General features: G+C 64.3%; 11 protein-coding genes. 4 read left to right on the top strand and 7 right to left on the bottom strand.

Annotation, left to right across the window (positions count from 1 at the left end):
• Positions 1 to 133 precede the first annotated feature (133 nt).
• The 3 genes from AC4FIJ_RS10045 (at position 134) to AC4FIJ_RS10035 (ending at position 4240) form a co-directional block, all read left to right on the top strand.
• Positions 134 to 1171, top strand: a complete 1038-nt coding sequence (locus AC4FIJ_RS10045; RefSeq protein ID WP_490336586.1) for a LacI family DNA-binding transcriptional regulator — start codon at positions 134 to 136, stop codon at positions 1169 to 1171.
• Between the two features lie 135 nt (positions 1172 to 1306).
• Positions 1307 to 2824 carry an MFS transporter gene (locus AC4FIJ_RS10040; protein WP_490336585.1) on the top strand — a complete coding sequence of 506 codons (1518 nt, stop codon included), beginning with the start codon at positions 1307 to 1309 and terminating at the stop codon, positions 2822 to 2824.
• Between the two features lie 6 nt (positions 2825 to 2830).
• Positions 2831 to 4240 carry an alpha-amylase family glycosyl hydrolase gene (locus AC4FIJ_RS10035; protein WP_490336584.1) on the top strand — a complete coding sequence of 470 codons (1410 nt, stop codon included), beginning with the start codon at positions 2831 to 2833 and terminating at the stop codon, positions 4238 to 4240.
• A gap of 124 nt (positions 4241 to 4364) precedes the next feature.
• On the opposite strand, the gene AC4FIJ_RS10030 is transcribed toward AC4FIJ_RS10035, so the two are convergent.
• From AC4FIJ_RS10030 to AC4FIJ_RS10005, 6 genes are all read right to left on the bottom strand, one after another.
• Positions 4365 to 4886 carry a fasciclin domain-containing protein gene (locus AC4FIJ_RS10030; RefSeq protein WP_490336583.1) on the bottom strand — a complete coding sequence of 174 codons (522 nt, stop codon included), beginning with the start codon at positions 4884 to 4886 and terminating at the stop codon, positions 4365 to 4367.
• 194 nt (positions 4887 to 5080) lie between these two features.
• Positions 5081 to 5236 (bottom strand): hypothetical protein, encoded by a 156-nt coding sequence (locus tag AC4FIJ_RS10025; RefSeq protein WP_490336582.1) that lies wholly within the window; start codon positions 5234 to 5236, stop codon positions 5081 to 5083.
• A gap of 146 nt (positions 5237 to 5382) precedes the next feature.
• Positions 5383 to 5973 carry a response regulator transcription factor gene (locus tag AC4FIJ_RS10020; RefSeq protein WP_490336581.1) on the bottom strand — a complete coding sequence of 197 codons (591 nt, stop codon included), beginning with the start codon at positions 5971 to 5973 and terminating at the stop codon, positions 5383 to 5385.
• Between the two features lie 107 nt (positions 5974 to 6080).
• Complete coding sequence (locus tag AC4FIJ_RS10015) at positions 6081 to 7532, bottom strand: TolC family protein (RefSeq protein WP_490336580.1); 1452 nt, start codon at positions 7530 to 7532, stop codon at positions 6081 to 6083.
• Positions 7529 to 8581, bottom strand: coding sequence for an efflux RND transporter periplasmic adaptor subunit (locus AC4FIJ_RS10010; protein WP_490336579.1), 1053 nt, complete (start codon positions 8579 to 8581; stop codon positions 7529 to 7531). Before AC4FIJ_RS10010 ends, AC4FIJ_RS10015 begins: the two co-directional genes overlap by 4 nt.
• Positions 8574 to 10256 (bottom strand): ATP-binding cassette domain-containing protein, encoded by a 1683-nt coding sequence (locus tag AC4FIJ_RS10005; protein WP_490336578.1) that lies wholly within the window; start codon positions 10254 to 10256, stop codon positions 8574 to 8576. The genes AC4FIJ_RS10010 and AC4FIJ_RS10005 overlap by 8 nt, the downstream gene beginning before the upstream one ends.
• Positions 10257 to 10658: 402 nt before the next feature.
• Here AC4FIJ_RS10005 and AC4FIJ_RS10000 point away from each other — a divergent pair, with 402 nt between their 5' ends.
• Positions 10659 to 16643: an amino acid adenylation domain-containing protein gene (locus AC4FIJ_RS10000; protein ID WP_490336577.1), complete on the top strand. Its 5985-nt coding sequence runs from the start codon at positions 10659 to 10661 to the stop codon at positions 16641 to 16643.
• On the opposite strand, the gene AC4FIJ_RS09995 is transcribed toward AC4FIJ_RS10000, so the two are convergent.
• Positions 16575 to 17252, bottom strand: coding sequence for a 4'-phosphopantetheinyl transferase family protein (locus AC4FIJ_RS09995; RefSeq protein WP_490336576.1), 678 nt, complete (start codon positions 17250 to 17252; stop codon positions 16575 to 16577). The genes AC4FIJ_RS10000 and AC4FIJ_RS09995 overlap by 69 nt on opposite strands.
• Positions 17253 to 17308: the final 56 nt, after the last annotated feature.

Here is a 17308-nt window from a genome sequence, read left to right as displayed (position 1 = left end):
TACGCTGCTGTTGCGAGATTGCATAAACTGCTGAATTGCAATGGGTTTCTCGCCGCTTTTCGGCACGGCCGAGTTGGGCTAGATTTGGCGATGCGGCGGGATCGGACTCGCCGCCAAGAAGGAGAGAGGAACGATGGGGCGCAGGCCGACGGGGAGGCCGACCAGTTTCGACATCGCCTATGCCGCGGGCGTGTCGCAGCCTACCGTCAGCAGGGCGCTTCGCGGCGACCGGTCCGTCAGTGCCGAGACCCGTGCGCGCATCGAGGAGATCGCGCGCGACCTCAATTACACGGTCGACAAGAACGCGTCATCGCTGCGTTCGCAGCGGTCGAACACCATCGCGCTGCTGTTCTTCGAGGATCAGACTGCCGACGACAGCAAGATCAATCCCTTCTTCCTTGCCATGCTGGGTTCGATCACCCGCGCCTGCGCGAACCGGGGGCTGGACCTGCTGATCTCGTTCCAGCGGATGGAGGACGACTGGCACCTGCGTTACCAGGACGCGAACCGCGCCGACGGGCTGATCCTGCTGGGCTATGGCGACTGGGAGATCTATCAGGCCCGGCTGGCGCAGCTGGTCGAGCAGGGGGCCAATTTCGCGCGATGGGGTTCGGTGCGTTCGGAAACGAGCGGGGCGACGATCGGCTCGGACAATCTGGGTGCAGGGCGGCTGGCGAGCGAACATCTGCTGTCGCTCGGCCGCCGCCGGATCGCCTTTCTGGGCCATGCGGACAGCCATTACCCCGAGTTTGCGGACCGTTACGAGGGACTGTGCAATGCATTGCGGGACGCGGGCATTCAGCCCGACCCGGCCTTGCAGTTCGACGCGCTGACGAACGAGAAGGCGGGATTCCAGGCCGCCAACCGCCTGATCGCATCGGGCGAGCCATTCGACGCCGTTTTTGCCGCCAGTGACCTGATCGCCATCGGTGCGATGCGCGCGCTGACCGCGGCGGGCCTTGCGATCCCCGAAGATGTGGCGGTCGTCGGCTTCGACAATATCCCCGGCGCCAGCCTGACCACCCCGCCGCTGACCACCGTCCAGCAGGACATCGCGGGCGCGGGCGTGCGGCTGATCGATACGCTGGTGGCTCAGATAGAAGGCAGGCCCCTGCCCGAGGCGCGATTGCCGACCCGCCTGATCGTCAGGGGCAGCACGGTCGCGGGATAAGGGGCCCGTTCGCCCACGCACCAGCCGCGAATGTATTCGTATTCAGCTTGTGGCCCTGCCGCGATCCGTGCAGCCATTCACGATTGACGCGCGGCGAGCACGATCCGGGCGCGGAGGGAAAGGACAAGCGCCGATATGAGCCGGACGGAAAAACCGCTGCAGGGATTCTGGGGGCTGTGGAACATCAGCTTCGGCTTTTTCGGCATCCAGATCGGCTTTGCGCTTCAGAATGCGAATATGAGCCGGGTCTTCCAGACCTTGGGCGCCAGCATGGACGACCTGCCGGCGCTTTGGGTGGCCGCGCCGCTGACCGGCCTGATCGTGCAGCCCATCATCGGCCATCTGTCGGACCGCACATGGACGCGGCTTGGCCGCCGGCGCCCCTATTTCCTGACCGGCGCCCTGCTTTCGGCTTTTGCGCTGTTCCTGATGCCTTTCGCGCCCACCATTGCCGCGCCGCTGGTGTTCGCCGCCGCAATGCTATGGGTGCTGGACGCCAGCCTCAATATCTCGATGGAGCCTTTCCGCGCCTTTGTCGGCGACATGCTGCGTACCGACCAGCACGCGGCGGGCTATGCCGTGCAGACCGCCTTTATCGGCGCGGGCGCAGTGATGGGGTCGATCTTCCCGTTTCTGCTCGAGCATCTGGGCGTATCCAACGTGGCCGCGCCCGGCGCGCTGCCCGACACGGTGCGCTTCAGCTTCTGGACGGGCGCGGTGGCCTTGCTGGTCGCGGTCGTCTGGACGGTGGTGACGACGCGCGAGTTCAGCCCCGAGGAACAGGCCGCCTTTGCCAGCCACCAAACCCCGGTGGACGAGGCGGCGATGATGCGCGCATTGGCGGACAAGCCCACGCTGGCCGGCATGGTGTGGATCGCGCTGGGCGCGGCGGTCGTGGTGCTGGTCGATGTGCTTGCGCTGGAAAAGGAAGTGCTGCTGCTAGGCGGACTGATGGCGCTATACGGCGTGCTGACGCTGATCGCGATCCGCATGGCGCGGGCAGGGCGGCCGCCCAACATGCTGTCCAGCATCGTCGGCGATTTCTCGGGCATGCCGCCCGTCATGAAGCGGCTGGCGCTGGTGCAGTTCTTCAGCTGGTCGGCGCTTTTCATCATGTGGATCAACACCACGCCGGTGGTCACCCAATATGTGTTCGGATCGACCGACACGGCCAGCACCGCCTATAACGAAGGCGCGAACTGGGTGAATGTGCTGTTCACCGTCTATAACGGTGTCGCCGCCGTGGCCGCGCTTGCGCTGCTGCCGGTTATGAGCCGCCGGTTCGGGCCGGTGCGAACCCATTCGATTTGCCTGACGCTGGGCGCGCTGGGCTTTCTGGGCTTTTTCGTGCTGCGCGATGCCAATGCGCTGATCGCGGCCGAAATCGGCATCGGCATCGCCTGGGCCAGCATCCTCGCCATGCCCTATGCCATCCTCGCCTCGAACCTGCCGCAGTCGAAGCTGGGCATCTACATGGGGCTGTTCAACATCTTTATCGTCGTGCCGCAATTGCTGGTCGCCACCGTCATGGGGTCGATCATGCTGTGGCTTTTCCCGGGTGAACCGATCTGGACGATGCTGTTCGCCGCCGCCGCCTGGATCATCGCCGCGCTCGCCATGACGCGCGTGTCGGCTGCCATTCCGCAGGAGTGATTGCACATGAAGCGCCTTTCCATCCTTTCGCTGACCCTGGGAGCCGCGCTCCTGTCGCCTTGCGCCATGGCGCAGGAACCGGCCGATCCGTGGACGCCGCAGCCCTACAGCACGATTCAGCATCCCGAATGGTCGAAGGACGCCGTGCTCTATCAGATAAACACGCGCCAGTTCACGCCCGAGGGGACCTTCCGCGCCGCCGAGCGTGAATTGCCGCGGCTGAAAGAACTGGGCGTCGACATATTGTGGCTGATGCCGATCCATCCCATTGGCGAGAAGAACCGCAAGGGCACGCTGGGTTCGCCCTATTCGGTGCAGGATTATTACGAGGTCAATCCCGAATTCGGCACCAAGGAAGATCTGAAAAGCTTCGTCGATGCGGCGCATGCGCAGGGCTTTCACGTCATTCTCGACCTCGTCGCCAACCACACCGCGTGGGACAATGCGCTCGCGGAGCAGCACCCCGACTGGTACGAAAAGGACTGGAAGGGCGATTTCCGCCCGACCCCGTGGTGGGACTGGTCCGACGTCATCGATCTCGACTGGTCGAAGCCCGGCGTTCGCAAGCATGTCGGCGAGGCGATGGAATACTGGGTCCGCGAATTCGACATTGACGGCTATCGCGCCGATGTGGCGGGCTATGTCCCGCTCGATTTCTGGGAGGCCGAGCGCCAGCGGCTCGACGCCATCCGTCCGGTGTTCATGCTGGCCGAATGGAAGACGCCGGAAATGACGCGACAGGCGTTCGACGCGGTCTATGCGTGGGAATGGCACGAGACGATAAAGGAGATCGCGCAGGGCAAGGCCGATGCGACCGCATTGTTCAGCTATTATGCCGAGAACGAGAGCAGCTGGCCGCGCGAGGCCATGCGCCTTACCTATATCGCCAATCACGACAGCAATTCTTGGGAAGGCACGCAATACGAGAATTTCGGCGAAGCGCTGCCCGCGTTCATGGCGTTGTCCTTCGCCGGTGAAGGGCTGCCGATGCTGTATAACGGGCAGGAGGCTTGCAACGCCAAGCGGCTGGAATTCTTCGAAAAGGACCCGATCGACTGGTCGCAGGGCGAGGGATGCACATTGGGCGATCTGGCGTCGCGGCTGATCGCGTTTCGCAAGGCCAATCCGGCTCTGGGCAACGGGCAATGGGGGGCGCGGATGCAGCAGGTCGTGAACGACAAGCCGCAGCAATTGTTCGCATGGGTCCGCCAGCAGGACGGCAACAAGGTGGTCGGGCTGTTCAACCTGTCTGAAAAGCCCGTCAGCGCGCAACTGGCCGACGGGCTGGCCGCAGGGCGCTATGTCGATTTTGCGGACGGTTCGGCCATCGAGTTGAAAGCAGGGACCACGGTGGAATTGCCTGCGTGGGGTTACCGGCTGCTGTCGACAGGGAGTAGCACCGCGCCGCGCGATTGACGCGCCGGATGCCGAAGGCCGCAAGCCCAAGGGGGAGGTAAGAGCCCTGGACTTGCGGCGCGCGCTCCCATCATATCCGCGCGGCTTCCGGACCGTGCGGATATTTTCGCGATGGGAACGAGTGTCAGGCCGGCAGTGATACGGCGTCGGTTGCGTGTATCACGCCGTTCGACGCCTTCACATCGGCTTGCACGACAGTCGCCGTGCCGCCCTTTGCGTCGGTCAGGATCACATTGCCGCCCGACATGCTGGCCGTCAGAGTTCCGCCCTGCACGGTGGTCAGTTCGGCGGTGCCGCCATTGCTCTCGATCATGCCGATCAGCTGCGTGGCGGAGACATTGCCCGGCACCACGTGATAGGTCAGCACCGAACGCAGCATGTCGGCATTCTCGGGCTTGAGCAGGGTCGACACGGTCCCGTCGGGCAGCTTGGCGAAAGCGGCATCGGTCGGCGCGAAAACGGTGAACGGTCCATCACCGGCAAGCGTGTCGGCAAGGTTTGCGGCCTTCACGGCGGCGACCAGCGTTTCGTGATCGGGTGACGCCACGGCTGCCTCGACAATGGTCGAGCCGCCATGATGGTCGGCGTGGGCGGGCATGGCGGCAGTAAGCAGGACGGCTGCTGCAAGCGAGATGGGAAGTTTCATATCGTCCTCTTCGTTGGGGGGCTTGAAGTCGGGCGTGTTTGCAATCCGGTGGTCGAGGGGATCTTGCCGAACCGGTCGAGCCGGATTGCCTCGAACGGTAGATTGATAATCGGTTAGCTTGGACTTGATCTATCAAGTTGGACGGGACCTGCAGGCGGGTGGGAAGAACTCTGCAGGCCCCGTCGCTCCTGAAATCACGGCATCGTAATCGCGCCGGTCATCCAGGTTGCAGAAAGAAAAGTAATCGCGAGCCCAAGGCTTATACCAAGCACGTAGCGCACCACACGTTCTTCGCTTCCGCCTCTGACGTCTTCTGATGCGTAGTGAGGTTCTTCATCGATCGGCAACATTGCATCCTCCTCTCAAACAGGTTGCGTGCCACGATAGGAAAGATGCGCCTCGCCTACCGCTTCAACAACCTGTCCGAAGGTGCAACCTTGTGGTCCAAGGAAGTACTTGCCGTGATCGAGACGTTATTTGTGCGGGCTGTCCAGTTTTAATATCCCGCTTCGATGACGGTCCTGATCGCCTCTGCCGTGGTTCTTATGCCCAGCGTCTTCAGCAGGGCCGCGCGGTGCATCTTGATCGTCCGCTCGCTGAGGTCGAGGTCATAGGCGATCTGCTTGTTCAGCTTGCCGCGCGCCATCTCGATCAGGATCTGCTTCTGGCGCGGGGTCAGCTTTTCGATCTGCTGGCGGGCCTGCTTCTGCCGGTCCTCGCCCACGGTTTCGGCCGCGCCGACGATTTCCATCTGCGAGCCGAGGAAATATTCCAGCTGGCCCTTGTCGTCGAAAATTGGCGCGACCATGACGGCGTTGCGGAAGGGGGTCCCGTCCTTCTTGTAGTTCAAAATCTCGACCATGGTGGGCCGCCGCTGCCGCACGCCCTGACGCAATTCCTCGGTCAGCCAAGGTTCGGTTTCGGGCCCAGTCAGGAACCGGCAGTTGTAACCGATGATCTCTTCGCGTTCATATCCCGTCAGCGCCGTGAAGGCGGCATTGCATTCGACGATGGGATTGTCGGGCAGCCGCGGATTGCTGACGACCGCTGCCACGGTGCTCGAAGCGATGAGGTCTGACGCGTTCATGAAACGAAGCTAGTCACTGGCAAGGCGATTTGAAAGTTTCCGAGCGTATCCTGGCATGCTTTTGAACGGCTTTCATTCCGCCGTCCGCTACTCCGGTCCCCAAGCACCTACTCCAGACCCAGCGCGTCGAGGTCGACCGTCGCGGCCGCAAGGTCTGCCTGGGCGGCGGCAATGCGTGCCTGCGCGTTGATCAGCTGGACCTGTGCATCGGTCGCGGTCTCCTCGCGCTGGTTGACGAGGAAGAAATTGCTTGACCCCAGCTGGAACCGCCGCCGCTCGGCCTGCGCCAGTTCGCGGGCCAGTTCGAATTCGCGGCGCGACGTTTCGACCAGCCGCTCCGCGCCGTTCAGCGCGATGCGCATCGTCTCGACCTCGGTCTCGATCCGGTCGCGCAGGAATTCCTGCTGGATGGCCAGTTCGTCCAACTTCGCCTCCGCCTCGACAACGCGGCCCTTGGCGGCCCGGTTCTGCAGCGGGACCGAAAACTGAAAGCCGACAATGGTTTCGAATGGCGTCCGGCTGAAACCGCCCAGCCCTTCATCACCGATGTCCTTGGCCAGCTTGCCGACAAGGTCGAGGCGCGGCCGCATGGCGTTTTCCGCAAGGGCGAGCGACAGGACCGACTGGTCGACGCGCGCCAGCAGGCTCTGCAATTCGGGGCGCTGCGAGAGAGTGAAGTCGGGATCGACCGACAGCAGCGCCAGCGCCTGCGCATCGGATGGCAGGCGATCGGCCCCGACAATGACGGGATTGCCCGAAGGATCGCGATAGAACAGGGACAGGCGCACTGCCGCAGCCTCGAACGCCTGCTCCGCCTCGATCACGCGGGCGCGTCTGCGGACGAGGTTCTGCTCATTCTCGGTCTGCAGGATGCGTGGCTGCGCGCCAAGCTGTACCTGCCGGTCGATGGCGCCGGTGCGGTCCTGCGCCAGTTCCAGCAACTCGCGATAGGCCTGCAGCCGAAGCCCCGTGGCCACCCAGTCCTGATAGGCCGCGATGGTGCGGCTCTGCACGCCGATGGCGGCGGCCTCCGCCTCGAACCGGGCGACATCGATGCCGCGTGCCGCGATCGAACGCTGCGCGCGCCGTTCGTCAATCAGCCGGTCGCGCAGCAGCGAGAACAGCGCGCCGATCTGCAATTCGCCCAGCCGATTGGTAAAGGCCTCATCCTCATAGATCGGAAAATCGCCCCGGCTGACGCGATAGCCGCCATAGGCATAGCCGCCGTTGGTGCCCAGCGGCTGGTTGGCGGTCCCTTCGACGATGGTGCCGTCGTAATAGCCGGTCACCCGGCTGCGCCCTTCGACATCGAAGACGGTGTCGAACGCGCCTTCGGAGCGCAGAGCCGCGCCCTGCGCCTGCCGGATCCTTGCCAGCGCCTCGATAATCTGGGGGGCCGTCCGGGCAGAGCGGCGCAGCACGTCGCTCAGCAGCAGCGGGCCTGTTTGCGGATCCTCTGCAACCACCATGGCCGGACCGTCGGTGGCCTGCGCCAGAACGGTCGCGGGCGCGGTGAGGGCGGCTCCCGCAATGATGATCCAGACCCTGCTTCGCCTCACAACGAGGACCCCCAGTTTCCGCCCGGACTCGATGCGGCTTCGTCAGTGCGGTCATATTGCAGCGGGAAGTCGTTCAGCTGGCGCCAGATCTCGAAGCCCACGGTGACGGTATTGCCGCGGATCCAGCCCACGACATTGCTGCCCTGCCTGACGTAACGATCGCCGGGCCATGGACGTTCGGCATCGGGAAGGGGCTCGACGATGACGCGGAACTGGCCGTTGGGGGCGGCCACCGGATCGATGGTGCGGACACGCCCGTCATAGACGCCGTAGACAAGGTTCGGCCATCCGCTGAACTGGACGGCGGGAAACCCCTCGAACTCCAGCCGCACGGGGCTGCCGCGTTCGATGATCGGCACGTCGCGCGCATCGACGAATATCTCGACCGCGCGCTCCACCTGTTCGGGCGCGATCACGGCTAGCACGGTGCCCGCCGTGATCAGCTGTCCGCCGGCTTCGCCATTAACCTGCTGTATGCGGCCCTCGCGCGGGGCGGTCACCACCTGGGCCGAGCGGCGGTTGATCTCGGTCTCGATCCGGTTGATGCCCGCGCGCGCCTCGGCAATCGTGGCATCGGCTTCGGCGATGCGGATCTGTGCCTGCTCGTATTCGCGCCGCGAAGCGAGCCCTTCGGCAAGCAGTTGCCGCGTACGTTCCACGTCGATCGTGGCGACCTGCCGCGCCTGCCGCATGGCCGCGATCTCCGCCTCGAGCTGGCGGCGTTCGGAATTGAGGCGGGAGAGCAGGTTGGGGTCGACGTCGACCACGCGCGCGATCGGATCGCCGGCCGCCACCCTGTCGCCATCGCTGACGAAGAACTGTTCGACACGTCCGTCGATCAGCGACGACACCTGACGCGCCCTGTCGTCCGGATCGAGCGAGACGACCTTGCCCATGCCCTGCGCGGTCTGCACCCAGGGCACGAACAGCAAGCCTATCGTCAGCACGAAGCCGATGCCGATCATCCACGCCATCACCACCGCGAAGCGCGGCGGCCGGAGCGAGGCGAGGGTTCTGAAATGCTTAAGGTTTTCCGGCCGATCAGGCATCGTGATGCTCCTGCTCGGCAAGGAAGCGCATCAGCTCGTCATGGCTGTCGAACCTCTGCTGGTGCTGGCTGCCCAGATAGAGCCAGCCGTCGCGCGCGATCGCTTCGGGCCGCTTGGTCGAGAGCAGCACGGTGGTGTCCGATGCGCGCAACTCGTCGAGCGCGAGCTGAAGGCGGTGGACCGGCATCATGTCGAACAATTCGGACAGCAACAGCACGCGCGGCTTGCCCAGAAGGGCGCCCGCCAGTTTCAGCTGCATGACCTCGGCAATGGTCAGCGGCGCGCCCGACGACGACAATACCGTGTCCAGCCCGTCGGGCAGCGTCGCGATCCGACGTCCCAGTCCCACGGTATCGAGCGCGGCCATCATCGCGCGGTTTCCGCCGTCGCCGACTTCCAGCGCCAGATATTCGCGGATCTTGACCTCGACGATGGTGGGGCGATTGAGCACGGTGACCGCGGTGCGCAGCAGATACATGTCGAACGTGCCAAGATCGCCCTTGCCGATCAGCAATTGCCCACGGTCGGGCAGGGCATGCCGTTTGAGCAGGGACGCCAGCAGGCGTTCCATGCCGGGTTCGACAACCGCCACCACCTGTTCGCCGCCTTTCAGCGAGAACGAGATATGCGCGTCGCCCTTTACCACTTCGCGCATATAGACCGACCCGTCGGACGGCGCCTCTCCGGTGACCTGTCCGCTTTCCTGCGGGATCGAGAACAGGAGGGTCAGCTCTTCCGAGCTGGCGATCATCTCGTAGAACGTGTCGAGGTACCATCCGAGCTGCGAGATGCCGTAGAACACGCCCGAAAGGATCAGCTCGGCCGCCACCAGCTGTCCGATCGACAGCTGGCCCTGGATGATCAGATTGCCGCCCAGCGCCAGCAGGCCCGCGCTCGCCAGCGCATAAACCAGGAAATAGGCCACCGCCTGCGAGAAGCTGTAGCGGAAATATTGCTTGTGCGCCTCGATATAGGCGGCGGTGACGCGTTCGGTGCGGTCCATCGCAAAGCCCATGTGGCGGCTGGACTTGTAGAACCCGTTCGATCCGCCGACGCTTTCCAGCCAGTGCGCCGCCTTGTGCTTTGCATCCGACAGCCCCACCGCGCCCGTCACCGCGCCGCGCCGCCACATGATCCAGATCAGCATCACGACGAACACCAGCAGCACGTTGAAGGCCAGGAAGAACGGGTGATAGAAGCTGGTGACGGCAAGCCCCACCACGGCCTGAAGGATGATGGTGAACGCGCCGATCACCAGGCTGGGCACCGATTTTTGCAGCACCGGCATGTCGAAGAAGCGGTTGAACAGATGTTCGCTGTTCGCGTCTGAGAAATAGGGGTTCTGCGCGTGCACGGCCTTGACCGTGATGCCAGCGACGATGCGCGCGAACAGCCGCCGTTCGAACATCGCCATGACATACAGGCGCAGCGCACTGAGCGCCGCCACGATCAGCAGCAGCAGCAGCAATATGCCCGACAGCGTCCACAGCGGAGCCGGAAGCGAGGTCCGCGCGACGCTGTTGATCAGCACCTGGACCGAAATCGGCGTGGCCAGCGACAGCAGGGTTATCGCGACGGTATAGACGATGCCGATCCGAACATAGCCGTAATCGGGCCCGATGACTTCCGACATCCACAATGCCGCATCGCGCAATCCCAGTCTTTGTCCCGCCACTCTAGCCCCTTGATCGATCAAACTGTTCGCAGTCGCGGTACATATGGAGACAGGCGGCCGACTGAAAGCGGCCCTTGATGTCCCGAATGTAATTTATTGTTTCCGTCCGGCTATCCATAACGACATCTGTTGCCGCTGGCCACGCCGGCGACGCGCCAACCATGCCGGGCAGGGGAAGGCACCGGTCGGGCCGGGCCTGCCGAAGATGCGACCGTCGCCCTTAACAGCAAAGTGCCCGTTGTTGTTGTTCGGTTCAGAAATGGCACGACTTTGACTTCAGATTTTCTTTTGCAGGATGCTCCGCTAATATTCGGGGCGACGCTCGGGTGATCGGGCGGCTTTGGCCTTTTTCGCGCGCCGGGGGGCATTATGCGCGGCGGGCGATGGAGGGGGCAAGGCCGCATGGGGCCGGATCATATTGCATATCTCGTGACAGAGGATCGCGGCGAAGCCGTGCCTGATGCCGATACCGGACCCGAGAGCGCCGACAGCCTGTCCGCAAGGTTTCGGGATGTCGCGCGCGCACAGGGCGCCAAGGTGGCTGCCCGCTGCGGCGAGCAAGAACTGTCCTATGCCGCGCTGGACCGGCTTTCGAGCCAGCTAGCCAATCGGCTCAGGCGCATGGGCGTGTCGGGGGGCGCGCTTGTCGGCCTGCATGTCGGCCGCGATCTCGATATTCTCGTTGGCATATTGGGCATCATCAAGGCGGGCGGCGCCTATCTGCCGATGGATCCCGTCTATCCCGCCGACCGTCTCGCCTTCATGGCGGATGACGCCAATGTGGGGATCATCGTTACAAGGGGCGCGCTGGCGGGCAATCTGGTCGATACCGGGGCCGTTCTTGTCGATATCGGCGATTGCGGCGGCGAAAGCGCGTCATCTCCGCTCGCGGAAACGGGCGGCGGTGATCTGGCCTATGTGATCTATACTTCGGGTTCGACCGGCAAGCCCAAGGGTGTGGCCGTCAGCCATGCCAACGTATTGCGCCTGTTCGATTCGACGCAGCACTGGTTCGGTTTCGGCAGCGACGACGTCTGGACGCTGTTTCATTCCTATTCCTTCGATTTCTCGGTGTGGGAAATCTGGGGCGCGCTGCTTTACGGCGGATGCGTCGTGGTGGTCCCCGTGGAAGTGGGCCGATCGACCGAGGCGTTTCGCAGCCTTGTCCTTGCCGAAGGGGTAACGGTGCTCAACCAGACCCCGTCCGCCTTTCGCCGCTTCATCCAGGCGGACCGCGCCGCTGCGCCCGCCGATTATGCGCTGCGCCATGTGATATTCGGCGGCGAGGCGCTGGAGTTTCAGTCGCTGCGCCCGTGGTTCGCCCGCTATGGAGACCGATCGCCCCGCCTAATCAACATGTACGGCATTACCGAGACGACGGTGCATGTCACCTATCGCCCGGTCACGGTGAACGACCTCGATGCAGGACGCGGCAGCATCATCGGAGAGCCGATACCCGACCTCACGCTTCACATTCTGGACGAGAACATGCGTCCCGTCCCCACCGGTGTCAGCGGCGAGATCTATGTCGGCGGCGCAGGGGTCGCGTCGGGCTATCTCAACCGCCCCGAACTGACGGCGCAGCGCTTCCTTGCCGATCCGTTTTCTTCGGACCGCAATGCACGGCTGTATCGCACCGGTGACCTTGCCTTGCGCAACCGGGAAGGGGAGATCGAATATCTCGGCCGCGCCGACCATCAGGTGAAGATCCGCGGCTTTCGCATCGAGCTGGGCGAGATCGAAGCGCAGATCACCCGCGACGAGGCGATTCGGAACGCCGCCGTCATCGCGCGGCCCGACCGTTCGGGGGAACAGCAGATCGTCGCCTATCTGGTGACCGACCAGACCGCGCACGAGGGACTAGCCGCCCGCCTGCGGGCGCGGCTGAGGGCCGTATTGCCCGATTACATGCTGCCCGCTCATTTTGTTCTGATCGACGATCTGCCGCTGACGGAAAACGGCAAGCTCGACCGCGCGCGGCTTCCCGAACCGGGGCAGGCACGCGCCAGCGCGGCCTATGTCGCGCCCAGGGGTGAGCGGCAGGAACTGATCGCGCGCATCTGGTCGGACGTGCTGGGCGTCGAACAAATGGGCGCGCATGACGATTTCTTCGAACTGGGCGGCCATTCGCTGTTGATCATCGACGTGCTGCAACGGCTTCGGGCGCATGGTCTGCACGTCTCCGCCGGCGACATGTTCCTGACGCCCACCATCGCGGCCATCGCCGATCTGGCAGAGCAGCACGGATCGACTGAAGCCATCGCCCTCAGCAATATTCCGCCCGATTGCGACGCGATCCGGCCCGATATGCTGGATCTGGTCACGCTGGACGAGGATGAGATTGCGCTGATCGAACGCACGGTTCCGGGCGGGGCCGCGAATATTCAGGACATTTATCCGCTCACCCCGCTGCAGGAAGGCATCTTCTATCACCACCGCGTTTCGGCCAGCGGCGATCCCTATCTGGTCACGACACTGATGGCCGCCCGCTCGCGCGAACAGGCGATGCGCTATGCCGCGGCGGTGCAGTCCGTGGTGAACCGTCACGACATCCTGCGCAGCGCCTTTCTGGCCGAGGGCCTGCGTCATCCGGTGCAAGTCGTGTGCCGCGAAGCGCGCGTGTCGGTCGAGGAGATGCAGTTCGAGCCTGCCGAGGGCGATGTCGCCGGGCAATTGCTCGACCGTTTCGATATGCGTCATCACCGGCTGGCGGTCGATCGCGCTCCGGCCATACGGCTCTATATCGCGCAGGATCCGGCGAACGAGCGCTGGCTGATCCTGCGTTCGCATCACCATCTGATAGAGGACCACACGACCGACGAGCTGATGAGCGGCGAGATCGCGGCGCTGATGGCGGACGGTGGCGCGGATCTTCCCGAACCGCTGCCGTTTCGCGCATTCGTCGCGCGTACCGCTGACAAGGCGGAGGCACCGGAATCGCGCGAATGGTTCGGCGAATTGCTGGGCGATCTGGATGAACCGACTGCCGCTTTCGGCCTGACCGAAACGGCGCAGGATGAACCGATAAAGGATGCGCGGCTGCGGCTGGACGACGGCCTATCGGAACGGCTGCGCATTATTGCCAGATCGCGCGGCGTAGGCGTCGCCAGCCTGTTCCACCTCGCCTGGGGGCTGGTGGTCGGACAAAGCTGCGGACGCGGCGATGTCGTTTTCGGTACCGTCCTGTTCGGGCGGATGCAGGCGGGCGATCATGCGGATCGCATCCTTGGCCCGATGATCAATACGCTTCCGCTGCGCCTGCGCTTTGCGGGCCGCAGCGTGGCCGAAGCGCTGACCGACACGCATGAGCTGCTGGCCGGATTGCTGCGCCACGAACATGCGTCGCTGGCCATGGCGCAGGCCTGCAGCAGGCTCGCGCCGGGTGTTCCGCTGTTCAATGCGCTGATCAATTTCCGCCATGTGCAGATCCGCGGCGGGCGCGAGAGTACCAGGGTCCACGCGATGGGTCCGGCGATCGAGGCGATGGGGCTTGAGCTTCTGTCCTTCACCGAAAGGACGAATTACGCGCTCGAACTGTCGGTCGATGATCTTGGCGACGGCTTCATGGTGGAGGCGCAGTCGCGTCATCCGGTGGATCCCGCCATATTGTGCGACGCCGTGGCGGCCGCGCTGGAAGATATCGCCGCAAAGCTTGAGTTCGAGCCCGATGCGAGGACGGAGGACGTCCGCATTCTCTCCGCCGCTGCCGAGCGGCGATTGCTGCACGATTTCAACGACACCGCCACCGAATTCGGCACGCCCCAGCGCCTCCACGCCGCCTTCGAGGGGCAGGCGGCCCGCACACCCCAGGCGGTCGCGCTGGAGTTAGAGGGGCGCGAGATGTCCTATGGCGAACTCGACCGCCGCGCCAATGCGCTGGCGCGCGCCATGCGCCAGGCGGGTGTGAGACGGGACGCGCTTGTCGGCGTATGCGCCGAACGCAGCTTCGAGATGGTCGTCGCGCTTTATGCCGCGCTGAAGGCAGGCGGTGCCTATGTGCCGCTGGACCCGTCGCTGCCTGCGGCGCGCCTTGCCGACATGCTGGCGGATGCCGCACCGAAAGTGGTTTTGTGCCAGCCGCATCTGCGCGACCGTATCGCGGGCTTCGAAGGCAAGATCCTCGATCTCGACCTCGCGGCGGAAACGGAAATCGCGAACGGCGCCCCGCTTTTAGACGAGGGCGAGCCGGGCGACCTTGCCTATGTAATCTTCACATCGGGCTCCACCGGGCGGCCCAAGGCGGCAATGAACGAACATCGCGGCATCGTGAACCGGCTGAACTGGATGCAGGCGCAATACGGCCTGACGGCAGACGACCGGGTGCTTCAGAAAACGCCGTTCAGTTTCGACGTGTCGGTCTGGGAATTCTTCTGGCCGCTGATGGTCGGCGCAAGGCTGGTGATCGCGCGGCCCGATGGCCACCGTGACAGCGGCTATTTGGCCGAACTGATCCGGTCGCGCGCCATCACCACGCTGCATTTCGTCCCGTCGATGCTGCGCGTGTTTCTCGAGGAACCGGCCGCCGCCGATTGCCCGTCGATCCGCCGCGTCATCTGCAGCGGAGAGGCGCTGACCCACGATCTTCAGACCGCCTTCTTCGATCGCTTCGCAGAGGCGGATTTGCATAATCTGTATGGCCCGACCGAAGCGGGTGTCGACGTCACCCACTGGACTTGCCGCCGGGACGCGCAGGGCACCATCGTTCCCATCGGCAGGCCGGTCGCGAACACACGCATCCATATTCTCGACGATCGCCTGCGGCCCGTTCTGCAAGGCGCGCCGGGCCATGTGTTCATCGGCGGGGTGCAGGTCGGTCGCGGCTATCTCGGCCAGGGCGAACTCACTGCGGAGCGGTTTGTTGCGGATCCGTTTTCGGGCGATCCCGCGGCTCGCATCTACCGGACGGGCGACGTCGGGCGATATCTGCCGGACGGCACCATCGAATATCTGGGGCGCAGCGATTTCCAGGTGAAGATCCGCGGCCAGCGCATCGAACTGGGCGAGATCGAGGCGCGGCTGGAAGAGATCGAAGGCATCACGCAAGGCGTCGTCCTGGCGCGCGAGGATCCCGTGCAGGGCGCGCAGCTGATCGCCTATTATATCGCGTCGGACCAGCCAATCGATCCGGCACACCTGTCCGCGGAACTGGGGCGCTCGCTGCCGTCCTATATGGTGCCGGCTATTTTCGTCGAACTGGCGGAGATGCCGCTGACCTCCAGCGGAAAAATCGACCGCAAGGCCTTGCCCGAGCCCGGACCTGCCGAGCGCCAGCGCAGCGCTACGCCGCCGCGCGACGATGTCGAACGGGCGATGGCGGCGATCTGGCAGGACATGCTGGGCGCATCGGAAATCGGCATAGACGAGGATTTCTTCGCGCTCGGCGGTCATTCGCTGTTGGCGTTGCAGATGCTGGTCCGGCTTGAAAGGCAGATGGGACTGCGTATCCCGATCCGGACGGTGGTCGAGGGACGGACGATCCGCCGCATCTCGGACGGACTGGAAAACACAGCCGGAACCGATCTTCCCGAGGGGCTGATCCGCCTGCATGGCAGTGTGTCCCAGCGACCGCTGTTCTGCATACCCGGCGCGGGCGGCGTCGCGCTGCAGTTCGAGAATCTGGCGCGCAAGCTGGAGGGGGACCGCGCGGTCTATGCATTCGAATTGCACGAGATGGACGCGGGGCCCGCACGCTGGCCGACGATGCAGGATTATACGCAGGCGGTGGCCCGTGCGATGCGCGAGGTGCAGCCGGACGGTCCCTATTCGCTGATCGGCTTTTCGTCCGGCGGCAATCTGGCAGTCGAGGTCACAGCACTTCTGGAAAGCCAGGGGCAAAAGGTCGACACATTGTGGGTGGTCGATTCCTATGCGCCGGGCACGATCTATCTGACCAGCCAGCTGGCGCGTTGGAAGGGGCACTTCGACGAGATCGTCGGCCTGCCGCTGCACGAGATACCCGGCCATCTGCGTTTCCGCGCAAGACGCATGTTTGGCCGTCTGCCAAGACGGCGGCGCGGCGAAACCGAGCTGGAATTCAAACTGCGTCTGGCGGAAGAGCGCGCCGAAAAAGTGCAGAAAAATTATGCGGCCAGCTCCGTGAAGACCGCGATCCACTGGACCCGCGCCAGCGGCACCATGGCCGAGAATTTCTGGGCCACCTTCGTCGATCCCACCGAAACGGGCGGCTGGATCGACCTGTGTAGCGAGCTCAAGGTCTATCGCTTCGACTGCGGCCACCACGCCATGTTGAAGGAGCCGCAGTTGGGCAGGCTGGCGGATCACATTTCCGAAAGTCTGCGTGCCTGCCGTGCGCCCGAACTAGAGTGCGATGGCGGTCACCACATGGCCGTCTGCCGCGAACCAGCGGCCGTCGAACCTTGTGCCTGACCGGCCCAGACCCTCGATGTCGATACAGGTCGTGACAGCGAAACCGCTTTCCGACGTTTCTACCGCGACCTCGCGGTAATCGACGAAGGCCCTGCCGATGGGAAACTGCGCCTTGTAGAACGCTTCCTTGGCCGAAAACATCAGGGTCGCGGCGGCGCGGCGCTCGTCCTGCGGCAGCAGTGCCAGTCGCTCGCGCTCCTCGGTCCTGAACAGCAGGTCCTGCAACTCGTCCGTTACGGCCCGTCGCTGTTCGACGTCGATGCCGATTGATCGCGCCGTAACGTTAGCCGCGACGACCGCCATGGCGATCGTGCCGCTGTGCGAGATGCTTCCGATCGCGCCTTGCGGCCAGATCGGCATGCCCCGTTCCCCGCGCAGCACGGGCGCGTCGCCATAGCCCAGTGCATCGAGGCAGCTTCGCGCGCAGGCCCGGCCAGCGAGGAATTCGTCTCGCCTTCGTTCCGCAGCGCCGGCGACCAGCACAGCCTCTGCCGGGTGGTGCCGCGCGCCGGTCAGCGGAATCGCGCATCCGCACGCAGCGACGGGAAAGTCGAACAGGCCGCGCAAGGCGGGCAGGTCTTCGATCCTGTCGGCGGATATCGGCACCATCCGCCGGATCTAGCGCGGATTTGCGGCTTTCCCAAACGGGATGAGGGCTGAACGCG

The sequence above is a fragment of the Croceicoccus sp. genome (genome assembly GCF_983967925.1).
This window is presented reverse-complemented; position numbering and strand designations above follow the sequence as displayed.

Bases quoted from the DNA above. Each gene is read 5' to 3' on its own strand.
- AC4FIJ_RS10045 (WP_490336586.1), top strand. From the start codon at position 134: ATGGGGCGCAGGCCGACGGGGAGGCCGACCAGTTTCGACATCGCCTAT.
- AC4FIJ_RS10040 (WP_490336585.1), top strand. From the start codon at position 1,307: ATGAGCCGGACGGAAAAACCGCTGCAGGGATTCTGGGGGCTGTGGAAC.
- AC4FIJ_RS10035 (WP_490336584.1), top strand. From the start codon at position 2,831: ATGAAGCGCCTTTCCATCCTTTCGCTGACCCTGGGAGCCGCGCTCCTG.
- AC4FIJ_RS10030 (WP_490336583.1), bottom strand. From the start codon at position 4,886: ATGAAACTTCCCATCTCGCTTGCAGCAGCCGTCCTGCTTACTGCCGCC.
- AC4FIJ_RS10025 (WP_490336582.1), bottom strand. From the start codon at position 5,236: ATGTTGCCGATCGATGAAGAACCTCACTACGCATCAGAAGACGTCAGA.
- AC4FIJ_RS10020 (WP_490336581.1), bottom strand. From the start codon at position 5,973: ATGAACGCGTCAGACCTCATCGCTTCGAGCACCGTGGCAGCGGTCGTC.
- AC4FIJ_RS10010 (WP_490336579.1), bottom strand. From the start codon at position 8,581: ATGCCTGATCGGCCGGAAAACCTTAAGCATTTCAGAACCCTCGCCTCG.
- AC4FIJ_RS10000 (WP_490336577.1), top strand. From the start codon at position 10,659: ATGGGGCCGGATCATATTGCATATCTCGTGACAGAGGATCGCGGCGAA.
- AC4FIJ_RS09995 (WP_490336576.1), bottom strand. From the start codon at position 17,252: ATGGTGCCGATATCCGCCGACAGGATCGAAGACCTGCCCGCCTTGCGC.